Origin of the sequence: Agrococcus terreus (genome assembly GCF_014645235.1) — a bacterium.
In the GTDB taxonomy this organism is placed as follows: Bacteria; Actinomycetota; Actinomycetes; order Actinomycetales; family Microbacteriaceae; genus Agrococcus; species Agrococcus terreus.
Genome location: NZ_BMLM01000001.1, coordinates 1,573,107 through 1,590,110, shown reverse-complemented (window position 1 = coordinate 1,590,110; position 17,004 = coordinate 1,573,107). Strand labels below are relative to the sequence as shown.

Annotated in this window: 13 protein-coding genes; 1 reads left to right on the top strand and 12 read right to left on the bottom strand. The window is 74.1% G+C overall.

Features of this window, described 5'->3' with window-relative positions; genetic code table 11:
• Window positions 1–13: 13 nt before the first annotated feature.
• The 9 genes from whiA to IEW90_RS07625 all read right to left on the bottom strand — a co-directional run bounded on the left by whiA (window position 14) and on the right by IEW90_RS07625 (window position 12,795).
• Window positions 14–991, bottom strand: coding sequence for a DNA-binding protein WhiA (gene whiA, locus IEW90_RS07665; protein WP_188717568.1), 978 nt, complete (start codon window positions 989–991; stop codon window positions 14–16).
• A 14-nt stretch (window positions 992–1,005) separates the two neighbouring features.
• Window positions 1,006–1,836: an RNase adapter RapZ gene (gene rapZ / locus IEW90_RS07660; protein ID WP_188718078.1), complete on the bottom strand. Its 831-nt coding sequence runs from the start codon at window positions 1,834–1,836 to the stop codon at window positions 1,006–1,008.
• Between the two features lie 29 nt (window positions 1,837–1,865).
• Entirely contained in the window at window positions 1,866–3,785 is a 1,920-nt protein-coding gene (uvrC, locus tag IEW90_RS07655) for an excinuclease ABC subunit UvrC (RefSeq protein WP_188717567.1), read from the bottom strand.
• 7 nt (window positions 3,786–3,792) lie between these two features.
• On the bottom strand, window positions 3,793–6,669 hold the full coding sequence (uvrA, locus tag IEW90_RS07650; RefSeq protein WP_188717566.1) for an excinuclease ABC subunit UvrA: 2,877 nt from the start codon (window positions 6,667–6,669) through the stop codon (window positions 3,793–3,795).
• A gap of 66 nt (window positions 6,670–6,735) precedes the next feature.
• Complete coding sequence (locus IEW90_RS07645; protein ID WP_188718077.1) at window positions 6,736–8,448, bottom strand: acetyl/propionyl/methylcrotonyl-CoA carboxylase subunit alpha; 1,713 nt, start codon at window positions 8,446–8,448, stop codon at window positions 6,736–6,738.
• Window positions 8,449–8,453: 5 nt separating this feature from the next.
• Complete coding sequence (locus tag IEW90_RS07640; protein WP_188717565.1) at window positions 8,454–10,028, bottom strand: 5-oxoprolinase subunit B/C family protein; 1,575 nt, start codon at window positions 10,026–10,028, stop codon at window positions 8,454–8,456.
• Window positions 10,025–10,843: a putative hydro-lyase gene (locus tag IEW90_RS07635; RefSeq protein ID WP_188717564.1), complete on the bottom strand. Its 819-nt coding sequence runs from the start codon at window positions 10,841–10,843 to the stop codon at window positions 10,025–10,027. Before IEW90_RS07635 ends, IEW90_RS07640 begins: the two co-directional genes overlap by 4 nt.
• Window positions 10,843–11,610, bottom strand: a complete 768-nt coding sequence (locus IEW90_RS07630; protein ID WP_188717563.1) for a LamB/YcsF family protein — start codon at window positions 11,608–11,610, stop codon at window positions 10,843–10,845. The genes IEW90_RS07635 and IEW90_RS07630 overlap by 1 nt, the downstream gene beginning before the upstream one ends.
• Before the next feature lie 9 nt (window positions 11,611–11,619).
• Window positions 11,620–12,795: an NRAMP family divalent metal transporter gene (locus tag IEW90_RS07625; protein WP_229679615.1), complete on the bottom strand. Its 1,176-nt coding sequence runs from the start codon at window positions 12,793–12,795 to the stop codon at window positions 11,620–11,622.
• Between the two features lie 293 nt (window positions 12,796–13,088).
• Here IEW90_RS07625 and IEW90_RS07620 point away from each other — a divergent pair, with 293 nt between their 5' ends.
• A complete protein-coding gene (locus IEW90_RS07620; RefSeq protein WP_229679539.1) occupies window positions 13,089–13,724 on the top strand; it encodes a GntR family transcriptional regulator in 636 nt (211 codons plus the stop codon).
• Between the two features lie 51 nt (window positions 13,725–13,775).
• On the opposite strand, the gene IEW90_RS07615 is transcribed toward IEW90_RS07620, so the two are convergent.
• From IEW90_RS07615 to IEW90_RS07605, 3 genes are read right to left on the bottom strand one after another with little or no spacing between them, the layout of a single operon-like run.
• A complete protein-coding gene (locus IEW90_RS07615; RefSeq protein WP_188717560.1) occupies window positions 13,776–15,308 on the bottom strand; it encodes a tripartite tricarboxylate transporter permease in 1,533 nt (510 codons plus the stop codon).
• Window positions 15,296–15,976, bottom strand: a complete 681-nt coding sequence (locus tag IEW90_RS07610) for a tripartite tricarboxylate transporter TctB family protein (RefSeq protein ID WP_188718121.1) — start codon at window positions 15,974–15,976, stop codon at window positions 15,296–15,298. Before IEW90_RS07610 ends, IEW90_RS07615 begins: the two co-directional genes overlap by 13 nt.
• Complete coding sequence (locus IEW90_RS07605; RefSeq protein WP_188717559.1) at window positions 15,973–16,953, bottom strand: Bug family tripartite tricarboxylate transporter substrate binding protein; 981 nt, start codon at window positions 16,951–16,953, stop codon at window positions 15,973–15,975. Before IEW90_RS07605 ends, IEW90_RS07610 begins: the two co-directional genes overlap by 4 nt.
• Window positions 16,954–17,004: the final 51 nt, after the last annotated feature.

Below are 17,004 nucleotides of genomic sequence, written 5' to 3'. Positions count from 1 at the left end.
CGGCGCCCTCGGATCAGACGTCCAGGTCCTCCGGCACGGCGGCCTCGGTGTTCGGGATGCCCTGGTCCTGCGCGGCGCGATCGGCCATCGCGAGCAGGCGCCGGATGCGACCGGCGACGGCGTCCTTCGTCATCGTCGGCGTCGCGAGGTGGCCGAGCTCGTCGAGGCTCGCCTCGCGGTGGTCGAGCCGCAGGCGGCCCGCGTAGCCGAGGTGCTCGGGCACGTCGGGCCCGAGGATCTCGAGGGCGCGCTCGATGCGCGCGCACGCCGCGACCGCCGCCTGGGCGCTGCGGCGCAGGTTGGCGTCGTCGAAGTTGACGAGCCGGTTCGCGGTCGCCCGCACCTCCCGGCGTTGCCGGAGCTCCGCCCACGCCTGCACGGTGTCGTGCGCCCCCATCGTGGTGAGCATGCGCGAGATGGGCTCGCCCTCGCGGATGACGACGCGGTGCGCGCCCCGCACCTCGCGCGACTTCGCGGGGATGCCGAGGCGGCCGGCGGCGCCGACGAGCGCCATCGCGGCCTCGTTGCCGGGGCACGCGACCTCGAGCGCCGCGGAGCGGCCGGGGTCGGAGAGCGTGCCCTGCGCCAGGAACGCGCCGCGCCAGATGCCGGCGAGGTCCTCGATCGAGCCCGTCGTCACCTTGTTCGGGAGGCCGCGCACGGGGCGGCGCCGCGCATCCATGAGGCCGGTCTGGCGCGCGAGCGTCTCGCCGTCCGCGATGACGCGCACCAGGTAGGCGCCGCTCGCGCGGTTCGACGACGACGAGATCCGCGCGATCTCCGGCCGGATGCCGTACAGCTCGAGGATGCTCTTCGCGAGCCGCCGGGCCACGGAGGCCGAGCCGAGCTCGCTCTCCACCGCCACGCGGCTCGAGATCACGTGCAGCCCACCCGCGAAGCGCAGGAGGGTCGCGACCTCCGCCGCCTTCGTCTGGGGTCGCGTCACGCGCACGCGCGCGAGCTCCTCCTTGACGTCGTCGGTCAGTGCCACGCCCGCTCCCCTCGTCATTCGCGCCCCAGGTCTCGATGCTTCACGGCCACGCGCACCCCGGGAGTGCCCTCGAGCCGGGCCGCGATGTACTGGCTCATGGCGACCGAGCGGTGCTTGCCGCCCGTGCAGCCGATGCCGAGCACCGCGTGCAGCTTGTTCTCGCGCAGGTAGCCGGCGAGCACGGGGCGCAGGGCCTCGACGTACCGGTCGGCGAACTCCTGGGCGCCCTCCTGCGCGAGCACGTAGTCGGCCACGACGGCGTCGGTGCCGTTGTGCGACCGCAGCTCCGGCACCCAGAACGGGTTGGGCAGGAAGCGCATGTCGGCGATGAGGTCGGCGTCGACCGGCGTGCCGTACTTGAAGCCGAAGCTCATGACCGTGAGCGTGACCTCGAGCTGGCCGCCGGGCGCGAACCGCTCCCCCACGCGCGTCGTGAGCTGGTGCGGGTTGAGACCCGTCGTGTCGAGCAGGTCGTCGGCGAGGCCGCGGATGGCCTGCAGCCGGTTCCGCTCGAGCCGGATGCCGTCGAGGATCGTGCCGTCGCCCTGCAGCGGGTGCGGCCGGCGGACCTGCTCGTACCGGCGGACGAGCTCGGCGTCGCTCGCCTCGAGGAAGAGGATGCGCACGCTGTGCTCGCTGCGGAGCATCTCGATGAAGCGCTTCGCGTCGTCGAAGAGCGTGCCGCCGCGGACGTCGACGACGATCGCGAGCTGCGGCTCGGTCGCCTCGGGCGCGGCCGCCGTGCGGACGAGCGCCTGGAGCATCGTCGGCGGGAGGTTGTCGACCACGAACCAGCCCAGGTCCTCGAGCGCGTTCCCGACCGTCGAGCGGCCCGCCCCGGACATGCCGGTGATGATGACGATCTCTCTCGCGTTCACGTTCCGATTCCCTGGTCGCCGTCGGTGCTCGCCACCATCGTATCGGCGCCGAGGGCCCGCGCGACGGCGACGGCGAGCGCGGGACCGACGCCTGCGACCTCCTGGAGCTGCTCGGGGCTCGCCGCGCGCACGCGCTTCGCCGAGCCGAAGTGCTTGAGCAGGGCGCGCACGCGTGCGGGCCCCAGGCCCGGGATGCCGCTCAGCTCGGTCTCGATGGCGCTCGAGCGCTTCTGCCGCTGGTACGAGATCGCGACGCGGTGCGCCTCGTCGCGCAGGCGCTGCACGAGGTAGAGCGCCTCGCTCGTGCGCGGCAGGATCACCGGGTACTCGTCGTCGGGCAGCCACAGCTCCTCGAGGCGCTTGGCGATGCCGGCGAGCGCGACGCCGCGGACGCCGGCCTCGTCGAGCGCCCGCTTCGCGGCCTGCACCTGCGGTCGCCCGCCGTCGACGAGCAGCAGCTGCGGCGTGTAGGCGAAGCGGCTGCCGGTGTCCTCCGGGTCGCCGTCGACGATGTACCGCGCGCGCCGGGCGATGACCTGGCGGATGGAGTCGGTGTCGTCGGTCGTCTGCGCGATCGCGAACTTGCGGTACTGGTCCTTGCGCGGCAGGCCGTCCTCGAAGACGACCATCGAGGCGACGACGCCGGTGCCGCCGAGGTGCGAGACGTCGAAGCACTCGATGCGCAGCGGCGCCTCGGCCATGCCGAGCGCCTCCTGGAGGTCGGCGAGCGCTTGCGAGCGCGTCACGTAGTCGCTCGTGCGCTTCGTGCGCGCCACCTGCAGCGCGTGCGCGGCGTTCACGGTCGCGGAGTCGGCGAGGCGGCGCTTCTCGCCGCGCTGCGGCACCCGGATGTCGACGCGGCCGCCGAGGCCGTGCGCCTCGCGGCGCGTCGTGAGCCAGGTCGCGACCTCGTCGGGCAGGTCGGGCTCCTTCGGCACGAGGACCTCGCGCGCGGGCGCGTCGCCGCCCTCGTCGTAGGCGATGCGGAGCATCTGCGTCGCGAGCTCGCCGTCGGTCATGTCGATCTCGGTGTCGACGACCCACGACTTCGTGCCGCGGATGCGGCCGCCGCGCACCGCGAACAGGTGGACGGCGGCGCTCAGCTCGTCGGCGACGACGCCGAAGACGTCGGCGTCGACGCGGTCCGAGAGCACGACGCTCGTGCGCTCGAGCACCGCGTCGAGCGCCTGCAGCTGGTCCCGCACGCGCGCGGCGCGCTCGAACTCGAGCCGGGCGCTCGCGCGCTGCATCTCCTCGCGCATGTGGTCGACGACCGCCTGGTCGCCGCCGTTCATGAACGCGACGAGCTCGCGCGCGAGGCCGCGGTGGTCCTCCTGCGAGATGCGGCCGACGCAGGGCGCGGCGCACTTGCCGATGTCGCCGAGCAGGCACGGCCGGCCCGTGCGCTCGGCGCGGTCGTAGGTGGAGGCGCTGCACGAGCGCACCGGGAAGGCCTTCAGCAGCAGGTCGAGCGTCTCGCGGATCGCCCAGACCTTCGTGTACGGGCCGAAGTAGCGGGCGCCGCGGATGCCGCGGTTGCGCGTGATCATCGCCCGCGGCACGTCGTCGCCCATCGTCACCGCGAGGTACGGGTACGACTTGTCGTCGCGGAACTGGACGTTGAAGGGCGGCTCGTACTCCTTGATCCAGGTGAACTCGAGCTGCAGCGCCTCGTACTCGCTCGCGACGATCGTCCACTCGACGCGCACGGCGGTGAGCACCATCCGCCGCGTGCGCTCGTGGAGCGCCTCGAGCGGCTGGAAGTAGTTCGAGAGCCGCTGCCGCAGGTTCTTCGCCTTGCCGACGTAGAGCACGCGCTCGTGCTCGTCGCGGAACCGGTAGACGCCCGGCGCCGTCGGGATCGTGCCCGGCGCGGGCTTGTACGGGACGGTGCGGGAGGGACGGGCGGCGCTCATCGCGCCCTCATCGGACCGCGGCGCCCAGGATCTCCCTGAGGAAGCCGCCCGTGAAGCTCTCGTCGACGTCGGCCACCTGCTCCGGCGTGCCGGTCGCGACGATCGTGCCGCCGCCCGAGCCGCCCTCGGGGCCGAGGTCGATGATCCAGTCGGCCGACTTGATGACGTCGAGCGAGTGCTCGATGGTGAGCACCGTGTTGCCCTTCTCGACGAGCCCGTCGAGCACCTCGAGGAGCTTCCGGACGTCGTCGAAGTGGAGGCCGGTCGTCGGCTCGTCGAGCACGTAGATCGCGCGCCCGGAGGTGCGGCGCTGCAGCTCGGTGGCGAGCTTGACGCGCTGCGCCTCGCCGCCCGAGAGCGTCGTCGCCGACTGCCCGAGACGCACGTAGCCGAGGCCGACGTCGACGAGCGTGCGGAGGTACCGGTGGATCGACGAGATGGGCTCGAAGAAGTCGGCCGCCTCCTCGATGGGCATCTCGAGCACGTCGGCGATCGACTTGCCCTTGTAGTGCACCGAGAGCGTGTCGCGGTTGTAGCGCTTGCCGCCGCAGACCTCGCACTCGACGTAGACGTCGGGCAGGAAGTTCATCTCGATCTTCAGCGTGCCGTCGCCCTGGCAGGCCTCGCAGCGGCCGCCCTTCACGTTGAACGAGAAGCGGCCTGCGAGGTAGCCGCGGGCCTTGGCCTCGGCCGTCTCGGCGAACAGCGTGCGGATCTTGTCGAACACGCCCGTGTACGTCGCGGGGTTCGAGCGCGGCGTGCGGCCGATGGGCCCCTGGTCGACGTGGATGACCTTGTCGAGGTGCTGCAGGCCCGTGACGCGCGTGTGCTTCGCGGGCACCTGGCGGGCGCCGTTGAGGGCGTTGGCGAGCACCTTGTGGAGGATGTCGTTGACGAGCGTCGACTTGCCGGATCCGGAGACGCCCGTGACGGCGACGAAGACGCCGAGCGGCACGTCGACCGAGACGTCCTTGAGGTTGTTGGCGCGCGCGCCCTCGATCCGCAGCATCCGCTCCGGGTCGATCGGCCGCCGCGAGGAGGGCGTCGGGATGCGCTCGCGGCCCGCGAGGTAGGCGCCCGTGAGCGATGCCTCGTTCTCGACGAGCTCCTCGTAGGTGCCCGAGTGCACGACCTCGCCGCCGTGCTCGCCCGCGCCGGGGCCGATGTCGACGATCCAGTCGGCGGTGCGGATGGTGTCCTCGTCGTGCTCGACGACGATGAGCGTGTTGCCGAGGTCGCGGAGCGCCTCGAGCGTGCCGATGAGCTTGCGGTTGTCGCGCTGGTGCAGGCCGATCGAGGGCTCGTCGAGCACGTAGAGCACGCCGGTGAGGCCCGCGCCGATCTGCGTGGCGAGGCGGATGCGCTGCGCCTCGCCGCCCGAGAGCGTGCCGGCGCTGCGCGAGAGCGACAGGTAGCCGAGGCCGACCCGGATGAGGAAGTCGAGCCGCGCGCGGATCTCGCGCAGCACCGCCGCGGCGATCTCGGCCTCGCGGGCCGTGAGGTCGAGCTCGTGCACGAACGCGTGCGCATCGACCAGGCTCATCTCGGCGACCGAGGCGATCGAGCGCTCGTGCACCGTGACCGCGAGCACCTCGGGCTTGAGGCGCGCGCCGCCGCACTCGGGGCACGGCACCTCGCGCAGGTACTCGCCGTGCTTCTGGCGCGACCAGTCGGAGTCGGCCTCCGCGTGCTTGCGCTGGATGTACGGCATGACGCCCTCGTAGCCGGAGGCGTAGCGCAGCTGGCGGCCGTAGCGGTTGCGCCACTGGACCATGACGTTGCCGTCGGTGCCGTGCAGGATGACCTTCCGCACGTCGGCGTCGAGCTCGTTCCAGGCGGTGTCGAGCGAGAAGCCCATCTCCTTGGCGAGGCCGCCGAGCAGCCGCTCGAAGTAGGTGTAGAGGCCCTTGCCCGCCTGCGTCCAGGGCAGGATGGCGCCCTCGCGGAGCGTCAGCGACTCGTCGGCGATGACGAGGTCGGGGTCGGCCGCCATGCGCGTGCCGATGCCCGAGCACTCGGGGCACGCGCCGAAGGGCGCGTTGAACGAGAAGGTGCGCGGCTCGATCTCGGTGAGCGAGACCGGGTGGCGGTTCGGGCACGCGAGCTTCTCGCTGTACGTGCGCGTGCGCGCGGCCGTGCCTGCCTCCTCGTCGACGAAGTCGATCGTCACGAGGCCGTCGGCGAGCCGCAGCGCCGTCTCGAGCGAGTCAGTGAGGCGCGAGAGCATGCCGGGCTCGGCGACGAGGCGGTCGACGACGACCGAGATGTCGTGCTTGTTCTGCTTCTTGAGCGCGGGAGCCTCGGCGAGCTGCACGACCTCGCCGTCGATGACGGCGCGGGAGTAGCCGGTGGCGACGAGGTTGCGCAGCAGGTCGACGAACTCGCCCTTCTTCTGCTGCACGACCGGCGCGAGGATCTGGAAGCGCGTGCGCTCGGCCAGGTCCATGAGGTCGTCGGCGATCTGCTGCACCGTCTGGCGCTGGATGCGCTCGCCGCAGATCGGGCAGTGCGGGACGCCGATGCGCGCCCAGAGCAGGCGCATGTAGTCGAACACCTCGGTGATGGTGCCGACCGTCGAGCGCGGGTTGCGGTTCGTCGACTTCTGGTCGATCGACACCGCGGGGCTCAGCCCCTCGATGAAGTCGACGTCGGGGCGGTCGACCTGGCCCAGGAACTGCCGCGCGTACGCCGACAGCGACTCGACGTAGCGGCGCTGCCCCTCGGCGAAGATGGTGTCGAACGCGAGCGACGACTTGCCCGAGCCGGAGAGGCCCGTGAACACGACGAGGGCGTCGCGCGGGATGCGCAGGTCGACGTCCTTGAGGTTGTGCTCGCGGGCGCCGCGGACGTGCAGCTCGGCGGTGTTCGTGGTCCTGGATGTCACCGAAGAAGCCTACGACCGGCCGCTGACACGCATCCCCTGGCTTCGCCCAGGGCGCACTCGGTTGCGCTAGTCGATCCGCGCGATCGTCTCCCCGACCGAGGCCGCCGCGCCCTCCTCGAGCACCCGCGCGATGGTGCCCGCGCGGTGCGCGAGCGCCTTCGTCTCCATCTTCATCGCGTCGAGCACCGCGACCTCCTGGCCCTCGGCGACCTCGGCGCCGTCGTCGACGAACCAGCGCACGAGCGTGCCGGGCACCGGCGCCTCGACGGCCGCCTCGTCGCGCGCCGGCGCTGCGGGCGCTCCGCCGCCGGCGCCCGCGGCGGCCGCGAGGAGCGCCTCCGGCAGCCCCAGTACGACGCGGCGGCCGTCGACCTCGATCGCGACGCGGCGGAGCGCGTCCGCGGGCGCGGGCGCGGGGCGCAGCTGCGGCTCGAGGCGGGGCATGAGCTCGGCCTCGATCCACTGCGTCGACACCGCGAAGCCGTCGGTCGAGAACGCGGGCTCGTCGAGCACGGCGAGCGCGAACGGCGCGACGGTGGCGACGCCCTCGACCTCGAGCTCGCCGAGCGCGCGACGGAGGCGCACGAGGGCCGCGTCGCGGTCGGGCGCGTGGACGATGAGCTTGGCCGCGAGCGAGTCGAACGCCGCCTCGACGCGGTCGCCGGCCTCGACGCCGGCGTCCCAGCGCACGCCGGGGCCGCCGGGGGCGCGCAGGACCGTGACGAGACCGGGGCTCGGCAGGAAGCCGCGGCCCGGGTCCTCGGCGTTGACGCGCAGCTCGATCGCGTGGCCGGACGGCGCGGGCGTCGCGTCGAACGAGATGCCGCGGCCCTCGGCGATGCGCAGCTGCTCGCGCACGAGGTCGACGCCGGTCACCATCTCGGTGACCGGGTGCTCGACCTGCAAGCGGGTGTTGACCTCGAGGAACGCGATCGTGCCGTCGGCGGCGAGCAGGAACTCGACCGTGCCGGCGCCCCGGTAGTCGACGGCCGCGCAGATGTCGCGCGCGGCGGCGTGGATGCGCGCGCGCTGCTCGTCGGTGAGGCCCGGCGCGGGCGCCTCCTCGAGCAGCTTCTGGCTGCGGCGCTGGAGCGAGCAGTCGCGGTCGCCGACGACGACCACGCGGCCGTGGCCGTCGCCGAGCACCTGCGCCTCGACGTGGCGGGGGTGCTCGAGGTAGCGCTCGACGAAGCACTCGCCGCGGCCGAAGGCGCCCACCGCCTCCCGCGAGGCGGCCTCGAACGCCTCCGGCACCTCCTCGAGCGTCCTGGCGATGCGCATGCCGCGCCCGCCGCCGCCGAACGCCGCCTTCACGACGATCGGCAGGCCGTGCTCCTCGGCGAAGGCGACCGCCTCGTGCGCGCCCTCGAGCGGGCGGTCGATGCCGGGCGCGAGCGGCGCGCCCGCCTCGACCGCGATGCGGCGCGCGGAGACCTTGTCGCCGAGCGCCTCGATGCTCTCTGGCGCCGGCCCGATCCAGGTCAGGCCCGCGTCCTCGACGGCGCGCGCGAAGGCGGCGCTCTCGGAGAGGAAGCCGTAGCCGGGGTGCACGGCGTCGGCGCCCGAGGCGCGGGCCGCCTCGAGCAGCGACGGGATGTCGAGGTACGTCTCGGCCGCGGTCGAGCCGCCGAGGGCGACGGCGGCGTCGGCGGCCCGCACGTGCATCGCGTCGACGTCCTGGTCGGCGTACACGGCGACCGAGCGGATGCCCGCCTCGGCGCACGCGCGCGCGACCCGCACGGCGATCTCGCCGCGGTTGGCGATGAGGACGGTCTGGATGCGGGTCATGCGGGGGCTCCGAGGTCGATCGGCGGCTCGTCGACGAGGACGAAGCGGATGCGGGCGCCGGGCGGCAGCTGGCCGGCGAGGTCGAGGTCGTCGTCGACGACGGCGCCGACGATCGGGTACCCGCCCGTGAGCGGGTGGTCGGGCAGGAAGAGCACGGGCTGGCCGTCGGGCGGCACCTGGATCGCACCCGTCACGGCGCCCTCGCTCGGCAGCTCGCCGTCGCGCGCGCGCTCGAGCGGCTCGCCCTCCAGTCGCACGCCGACGCGGTCGGAGCGCGGCGTGACGAGCCAGGCCTGGCCCGTGAGCGCCTCGAGCGCCGCCGGGGCGAACCAGTCGGCGCGCGGGCCGAGGACGATGCGCAGCGGCACCTCCTGCCCGGGCGCGGGCGGCGCACCGAGCGCGGCCGGCACCGGGTCGACCGCGTGCGGCGCCGCCGCGGGGCCGTGGAGCGGCAGCACGTCGCCGGCGGCGAGCGGCGCCGGGCCGAGGCCGGCGAGCGTGTCGGTCGCGAGGCTGCCGAGCGCGGGCTCGAGCGCGATGCCGCCGCGCACGGCCACGAGGGCGCGCAGGCCCGCGGTGACCGCGCCGATCCGCAGCTCGTCGCCGTCGTCGAGCGCGACGGGCGCGCCGTGCACGACGGCGGCGGTGCCGGCCGGCCCCTCGACGGTCGCCTCGGCCGTGCCGCCCGCGATCGCGACGACGGCGGGGCCGCGGGCGCGGAGCACCGCGCCGCCGCCCGCGAGTTCGAGCGCGGGCGTGCCAGGGTCGTTGCCCACCGCGCGGTTCGCGGCGCGCAGCGCCGTGCGGTCGGCGGTGCCGGACGCGCTCACGCCCGTCGCGGCCATGCCGGGCCGCCCGAGGTCCTGCACGAGCAGCTGCAGGCCGGGGCGCACGACCTCGAGCGCGTGCGCGCTGTCGACGGCGGGCCGCTCGGCGGGCGCCGCCTCGACGAGCTCGCGCTCGACGCGCTCGAAGCGCACCGCGGTGCCGGGCGCCAGCAGCGCCGCGGGCTCGCGGCCGAGGTCCCACATGCGCGCATCGGTGCGGCCGATGAGCTGCCAGCCGCCCGGGCTCTCGCGCGGGTAGACGCCTGAGAAGGCGCCCGCGAGGCCGACGGAGCCGGCCGGGATGCGCGTGCGCGGGCTCGAGCGGCGCGGCACCTGGAAGAGGTCGTCGTCGCCGACGAGGTAGCCGAACCCGGGCGCGTAGCCGGTGAAGGCGACGCTCCACGCGGCGGCCTGGTGGCGCGCGACGACCTCCTCGGCCGAGACGCCGAGGAGACCGGCGACCTCGTCGAGGTCCTGGCCGTCGTAGCGGACCGGGATGGTCACGGAGGCATCGCTCGCCGCGCGCTCGGCGGCCGGCTCGACAGCGAGCAGCCGCTCGGCGAGGTCGGCGGCCCGGACGGCGCGCGGGTCGAAGCGCACGAGGATGGTGCGGGCGGCGGGGACGAGCTCGGTCACGCCCGGCAGCGCCGCCTCGCGCAGCCGCGGCAGCAGCCGCATCGCCTCGTCGAGGTCGGCCGCCTCGAGCAGCAGCGCCGTGTCGGCCGCGGTGACGACGCGCGTCATGCGGCGTACGCCGCGTCGGGCACGTCGAGCACCATCATGTGGCCGGGTGCGTGCGTGATCGCGAACGGGGGCCGCGAGGCCATGATGGCCGCCTGCGGCGTGACGCCGCACGCCCAGAACACCGGCACCTCCCCCTCGCGCACCTCCGGCGCGTCGCCGAAGTCGGGCGCGCCGAGGTCGGCGATGCCGAGCGAGCCCGGGTCGCCGATGTGCACCGGCGCCCCGTGGACCGCCGGGAAGCGGCCGGAGATGGCCACCGCGTCGGCCACGCGGTCGGCGGGGATCGGCCGCATCGAGACGACGAGCTCGCCCGAGAGCCGGCCCGCGGGCTCGCACTGCCGCGCGGTGCGGTACATCGGCACGTTCGTGCCGAGCTCCTGGTGCCGGATGGGGATGCCGGCATCGGCGAGGCCGGCCTCGAACGTGAAGCTGCAGCCGATGAGGAAGGCGACGAGCGGCTGCTCGGCCCACGCGGCGGTCGCGTCGGCGACCTCCTCGACGAGCTCGCCGTCGCGCCACACGCGGTAGGCGGGGATGTCGGTGCGGAGGTCGGCGCCGGGCGCGAGGCGCGGCTCGACGCGGCCGTCGGCCGAGGGCTCGACGACCTCGAGCACGGGGCACGACTTCGGGTTGCGCTGCGCGAACAGCAGCGTCTCGAACGCCCAGTCTCGCGGCACGGCGATGAGGTTGGCCTGCACGAGCCCGTGCGCGACGCCGCTCGTGGGGGCCACGAGGCCGCCGCGGTAGGCCTCGCGCGCCTCGCGCGCCGCGGCGAGCTGCTCGGGCGTGGCGACCGGCGCGTGCGGGCCGAGCATCAGCGCGCCCCCGCGAACGGGGCGATCGCGACGCCCGCGGCCTCGAGCGCCGCGCGCGTCGCCTCCGCCATCGCGATGGCGCCGGGGCTGTCGCCGTGCACGCAGATCGACTCGGCGCGCACGGCGACGGTCGTGCCGTCGATCGCCTCGAGCACGCCCTCCTGCGCCAGGCGCACCATCCGCCCCGCCACCGCCTCCGGGTCGTGGAGCACCGAGCCCGGCTCCTTCCGCGAGACGAGCAGGCCCTCGGGCGTGTACGCGCGGTCGGCGAACGCCTCCGCGGCGGTCGCGAGGCCCGCGGCCTCGGCGACGTCGAGCACCACCGAGCCGGCGAGCCCCAGCAGCACGAGCGAGGGGTCGACGGCGCGCACCGCCGCGACGACGACGCGCGCGTGCGCCTCGTCGTGCGCGATCCGGTTGTAGAGCGCGCCGTGCGGCTTCACGTAGACCATCCGCTCCCCCGCCGAGGCCGCGAGGGCGCCCAGCGCGCCGAGCTGGTACTCCACGTGGGCCTGCAGCGTCGCGTCGTCGATCTCGACGTCGACGCGGCCGAAGCCCTCGTAGTCGCGGTACCCGGGGTGGGCGCCGATCGCGACGCCGCGCGTGGCCGCCTCCACGAGGGTCGCCCGGATGCCCTCCGGGCTCCCCGCGTGGAAGCCGCAGGCGACGTTGGCGCTCGTGACGACCCGCAGCATCGCCGCGTCGTCGCCGACGATCCGCTCGGGGACGTTCTCGCCGAGGTCGGAGTTGAGGTCGATGGTCGTCACGGCCGCCGCCTACGCGCCGACGCCGAGGAAGGCGAAGATGGGGACCACGGACTGCGAGCCCATGTACCAGGTGAGCGCCGTCGCGAGCGTGCCGAGCACGAGCAGCCACACGGGGTACCGGTAGCCGCCCAGCACGTCGCGCTGCCGGAACCAGCCGATGTACATGAAGATCGTCAGGCCGATCGGCAGGATCAGGCCGTTGAAGCCGCCGACGAAGACGAGCAGCGCCGCCGGCGCCGTGCCGATGAGCAGGTAGACGATGAGCGAGACGACGATGAACGCGACCGTCGCGAGCTGCAGGGGCCAGCCGCCGGAGAGGCGCTTCGAGAACACCGACATGAACGTCGCCGAGGTGTAGGCGGCGCCGATGACCGACGTGATGGAGGCGGCCCAGAAGATGAAGCCGAAGATCCGGATGCCGGCCTCGCCGAGGACGATGCCGAAGGCCTGGCCCGCGGGATTGGCGGCCTGGCTCGAGAGGTCGAGCGCGACGCCCGAGGCGACGACGCCGAGGATGGCGAGGAACAGCACGTAGCGCATGACGCCGGTGACGAGGATGCCGTTCATGGAGGCGCGGTGCACGTCCTTGACGTGCTCGGGGCCCGTGAGGCCCGACTCCAGGTAGCGGTGCGCGCCGGCGTACGTGATGTAGCCGCCGACGGTGCCGCCGACGATCGTGGTGATGGTCGCGAAGTTCAGCGTGTCGGGGAGGAACGTCTGCCGGAGGGCGTCGCCGACGGGCGGGTTCGAGACGATCGCGACGTAGATCGTCATCGCGATCATGCCGACGCCGAGCACCATCACGACGATGTCGACGACGCGGCCGGCCTTCTTGAACAGGAAGATGCCGATCGCGAGGAGGCCGGTGAGGAGGCCGCCGATCTTCGCGTCGATGCCGAGCATCGCGTTGAGGCCCAGGCCGCCGCCGGCGATGTTGCCGATGTTGAACGCGAGGCCGCCGATGATGATGAGCACGGCGAGCACGTGGCCCGAGCCGCGGAGGGCGCTGTTCGCGAGGTCGCCGGCGCGCTTGCCGGTGACCGTGATCATGCGCCAGATGTTCATCTGCACCGCGAGGTCGATGAGGATCGACACGAGGATCGCGAAGGCGAACGCGGCGCCGAGCTGCGCGGTGAACGTCGCGGTCTGGGTGATGAAGCCGGGGCCGATGGCCGAGGTGGCCATGAGGAAGATGGCGCCGAGGATCGGTCCCCGGCGGCTCTTCGCGAAGGCCTTGGCGCGGTCGGCGCCCGTCGGCTCCTGCTCGCCTGCCGGCTGCGGCTGCGCCGTGTGCTGCGTGTCGGACATCTGTCTTCCCATCTCCGTCGGTGGGCTCGGGCGCGCGGGGTGCGCTGGAGGGGAGCCTAGCCGTCGTAGGACACCGTGGCAACGATTGTTGAACAATGCGGGTCCGGCGTGTTTCCATCCTGTTGCGGATGCGCGGACGATCCTCCGGGCCGCTCCCCTACGATCGAGCCATGAGCGACACGAGCCTCGCCGGTGACCTCCGCCGCCGGATCATCGCGGGCGAGTTCGCGCCCGGCGAGCGGCTGTCGGAGGCGGCGCTCGCGGCGCGCCTCGACGTCTCCCGCAACACGCTCCGCGAGGCGTTCCGGGCGCTCGCGCAGCACGGGCTCGTCGAGCACGTGCCCAACCGCGGCGTCTCGGTCGCCTCCCCCACCACCGCCGACGTCGTCGACATCTATCGGGCGCGCCGCCAGATCGAGTGCGGCGTGCTCCGCGACGCCTCGCCGCTGCACCCGGGCGTCGCCGCCATGCGCCAGGAGGTCGAGCGCGCCGAGGCAGCGGTCGAGCAGGGCGACTGGGCGACGGTCGGCACGGCGAACATGGCCTTCCACCGCGCGCTCGTCTCGCTCTCCGACAGCCCGCGCCTCGAGCGCGCCCACGAGCAGCTCTCGGCCGAGCTGCGGCTCGCGTTCCTCGCGATCGCCGACTTCGAGTCGCTCCACCGGCCGTTCGTCACCCGCAACCGCGCCGTGCTCGACGCACTCGTCGACGAGGGCCCGGAGGCCGCCGCCGCCGAGCTCGAGCGCTACCTCACCGAGTCGGAGCGGCGCATCCTGGGCGCCTACGCGCGGCTCGGCAGGGCCTGAGGCCCGCGAGGGCCGGCGCCTCGTCCGCCTGCGCCGGTCGCGGGCGCCGGATCAGGCCGGCACCCGCGCCTTCGTCGCCCGCTCGGCGCGGGCGTGGCGCAGGTGCTGCACGACGCTCACCGCGACGGTCGCCGCGAGCAGCAGGTAGAGCACGATCGTGAACGGCGAGGCGACGAGCGCCGTCGGGTCGCCCTCCGAGACGGCGAGCGCGCGGCGCAGCTGCGTCTCGGCCATCGGGCCGAGGATCGCGGCGATGAGCACCGGCGCGATCGGCAGCGAGAAGTGCCGCATGATGACGCCGACGACGCCGATCGCGAGCGCCATCCAGAGGTCGAGCACGCGCGACGAGATCGCGTAGACGCCGAGCATGGCCACGACCGCGATGCCCGCGTAGAGGTAGTGGCGCGGGATGACGAGCAGCCGCGCCCACAGCGCCGCGAACGGCAGGTTGATGATGAGCAGGATGCCGAGGCCGAGGAAGAGGCTCGCGAGCAGCGGCCACACGAGGTCGCCCGAGCGCTCGAACAGCAGCGGCCCGGGCTGCATGCCGTACTGCTGGAAGGCGGCGATCATCATCGCGGCGGTCGCGGAGGTCGGCAGGCCGAGCGCGAGCAGCGCGCCCATCGCGGAGCCCGCGGTCGCGTTGCCGGCGGCCTCCGGCGCCGCGACGCCCTGGATCGCGCCGCGGGTGCCGAAGTCGGCGTCCCCGCGGCGGCGCGCGAGGCGCTTCTCGGTGCCGTAGGCGAGGAACGTCGGCACCTCGGAGCCGCCCACGGGGATCGCGCCGAAGGGGACGCCGAACGCGGTGCCGCGCAGGAACGCCGGGAGCGCCTGCCGCCACTCGCGGCGGTTCAGCAGCGGCGAGCCCTTCGGGCTGAGGAACGGCCCGTTGCCGCCCGCCGTGCGGATGCGGCCCGCGACGTGCAGCACCTCGCCGATCGCGAGCAGGCCCACGGTGACGACGATGATCGAGATGCCGTCGAAGAGCACCGGCGTGCCGCCCGTGAAGCGCTCGGCGCCCGACATCGCGTCGATGCCGACCATCCCGACCGCGAAGCCGAGGCCGAGCGACACGAGGCCGCGCACGATGGAGTCGGCGACGACCGCCGCGATCGCGACGAACGCGAACACGGTGAGGGCGAAGTACTCCGCCGGGCCCATGACCGTCGCGAGCCGCACGATGGCCGGCGAGAAGAAGACGACGAGCACGCACGCGATCGTGCCGCCGAGGAAGGCGCCGATCGCCGAGGTGCCGAGCGCCTTCGCAGCCCGGCCGTCCTTGGCCATCCGATGCCCCTCGAAGGTCGTCGCGATGGCCGAGGAGTTGCCGGGCGTGTTGAGCAGGATGCCGGCGGTCGAGTCGCCGAACAGCCCGCCGAAGTAGATGCTCGCGAACATGATGAACGCGCCCGTGGGGTCGAGGCTGAACGTGACGGGCAGCAGCAGCGCCACCGCCATCGCGGAGCCCAGGCCCGGCAGCACGCCGACGGCGGTGCCGAGCACGGCGCCGATGACGAGGAAGAGCAGGTTGCTCGGCGTGAGGGCGACCGAGAAGCCCTCGAGCAGGTGCGTCAGCTGGTCCACGGGACGACCCCTTCCAGGATGCCCGCCGGGAGCGGCAGGCCGAGGCCCGCGCCGAAGGCGAGCTGGATGACGGATGCGACGATGACGGCGACGCCGACGTCGAGCAGCGGCCGGCCGCTGCCGAACAGGCGCGCGAGCGCCCAGAAGAGCGCCGCGGCGGAGAGGATCCAGCCGAGCCAGGTGAGCGCGAGCGCGAAGCCGGCGAGGGCGGCGACGGTGAGGGCGATCGTGCGCACGTCGAGGCGCGCCCCGTCATCCTCCGGGTCCTCCCCCGGCGCGGGCGCCGCATCGGCGGGCGAGACGATGCGCAGCTCGCTCGTGCCGTCGATGGCGCCGAGGTCCTCGAGCAGGTCGTTCGACATCGTGGCGGGCGCGCCGCCGTCGGCGTGCGCGCGCCGCGCCTGCAGCAGCACCTGCGCGCCGAGGGCGACGCCGACGACCGCGAGGAGCCCCACGACGAGCCAGGGGAAGAACTGCGGCCCGGGCGCCGCGACGCCGTCGGGCACCTCCATCGTCGCGGTGCCCGACGCGAGGGCGCCGGCGAGGGCGAGCACGCCGCCCGCGACCCACAGCTCGCCGCGGCCGGTCGACCAGCGTCGCGCCTGCTGCGGCCGGGGCGCCTGCGGCTGCGCGGCCCGCTCGCGCGCGGCGGTCGTCCCGCCGGTCACAGCCCGAGCTCCGCGACGACCTGCGCGGTGCGCGCCGTCTCGTCCTCGAGGAAGCGCTCGAACTCCTCGCCCATCATGAGGCTGTCCTCCCAGTCGTTGCGCGCGAGCACCTCGCGCCATCCCTCGCTCGCGTGCAGCTCGCGCACGATCGCCTGCAGCTCCGCCTCGACCTCCGGCGAGATGCCGGGCGGGGCGACGAGGCCGCGCCAGTTCGCCATCGACACGTCGACGCCCTGCTCGACGAACGTCGGCACGTCGATCCCCTCGACCGGCTCGGGCGCCGAGAGCGCGAGCGCCCGCAGGTTGCCCGACTCGATCTGGTCGCGGAACTCGTTGTAGCCCGAGAGCCCCGCCTCGGCGGTGTGCGACAGCATCGAGGTGACGACCTCGCCGCCGCCCGGGTAGGCGAGGTAGTTGACGTCCGCGGGGTCGACGCCGCTCTCTCCGGCGAGCATGCCGGCGAGCAGGTGGTCGATGCCGCCGAGCGAGCCGCCCGCGATCGCGGTGCCGCCGGGGTCGGCGGCGAGGGCCTCGACGAATTCGTCGAGCGTCTCGTGGGGCGAGTCGCCCGGCACGACGAGCACGTTGTAGTCGTCGGCGAGGCGGGCGATGGGCGTGACGTCGTCGAAGCCGACGCTCGAGCCGTTGACGACGATGCCGCCGACCATGACGCCGCCCGTGACGAGCATGAGGTCGTGGCGGTCGCCCATCTGGGCGACCTGGCCGAGCCCGATCGTGCCGGAGGCGCCGGGCACGTTGACGACCTGCGGCGCCGCGACGGTGCCGTCGGTGCGGAGCACCTGCTGCGCCTCGCGGGCGAAGCCGTCCCAGCCGCCGCCGGGAGCCGCCGGGGCCACCATCGTCAGCCGCGTGCGCGGCGTGGCCTCGCCGCCGCTCGCGCTCGCGTGCGTCGCCGCGACCAGCAGGAGGACGCTCGCGAGCCCACCCACGATCGCACCCTGTGCGCTCAGCCGCATCCGGTCCTCCTCGACCTCGTCGTCCGTCGGATGCGAAGTAGGCTCGCAGGA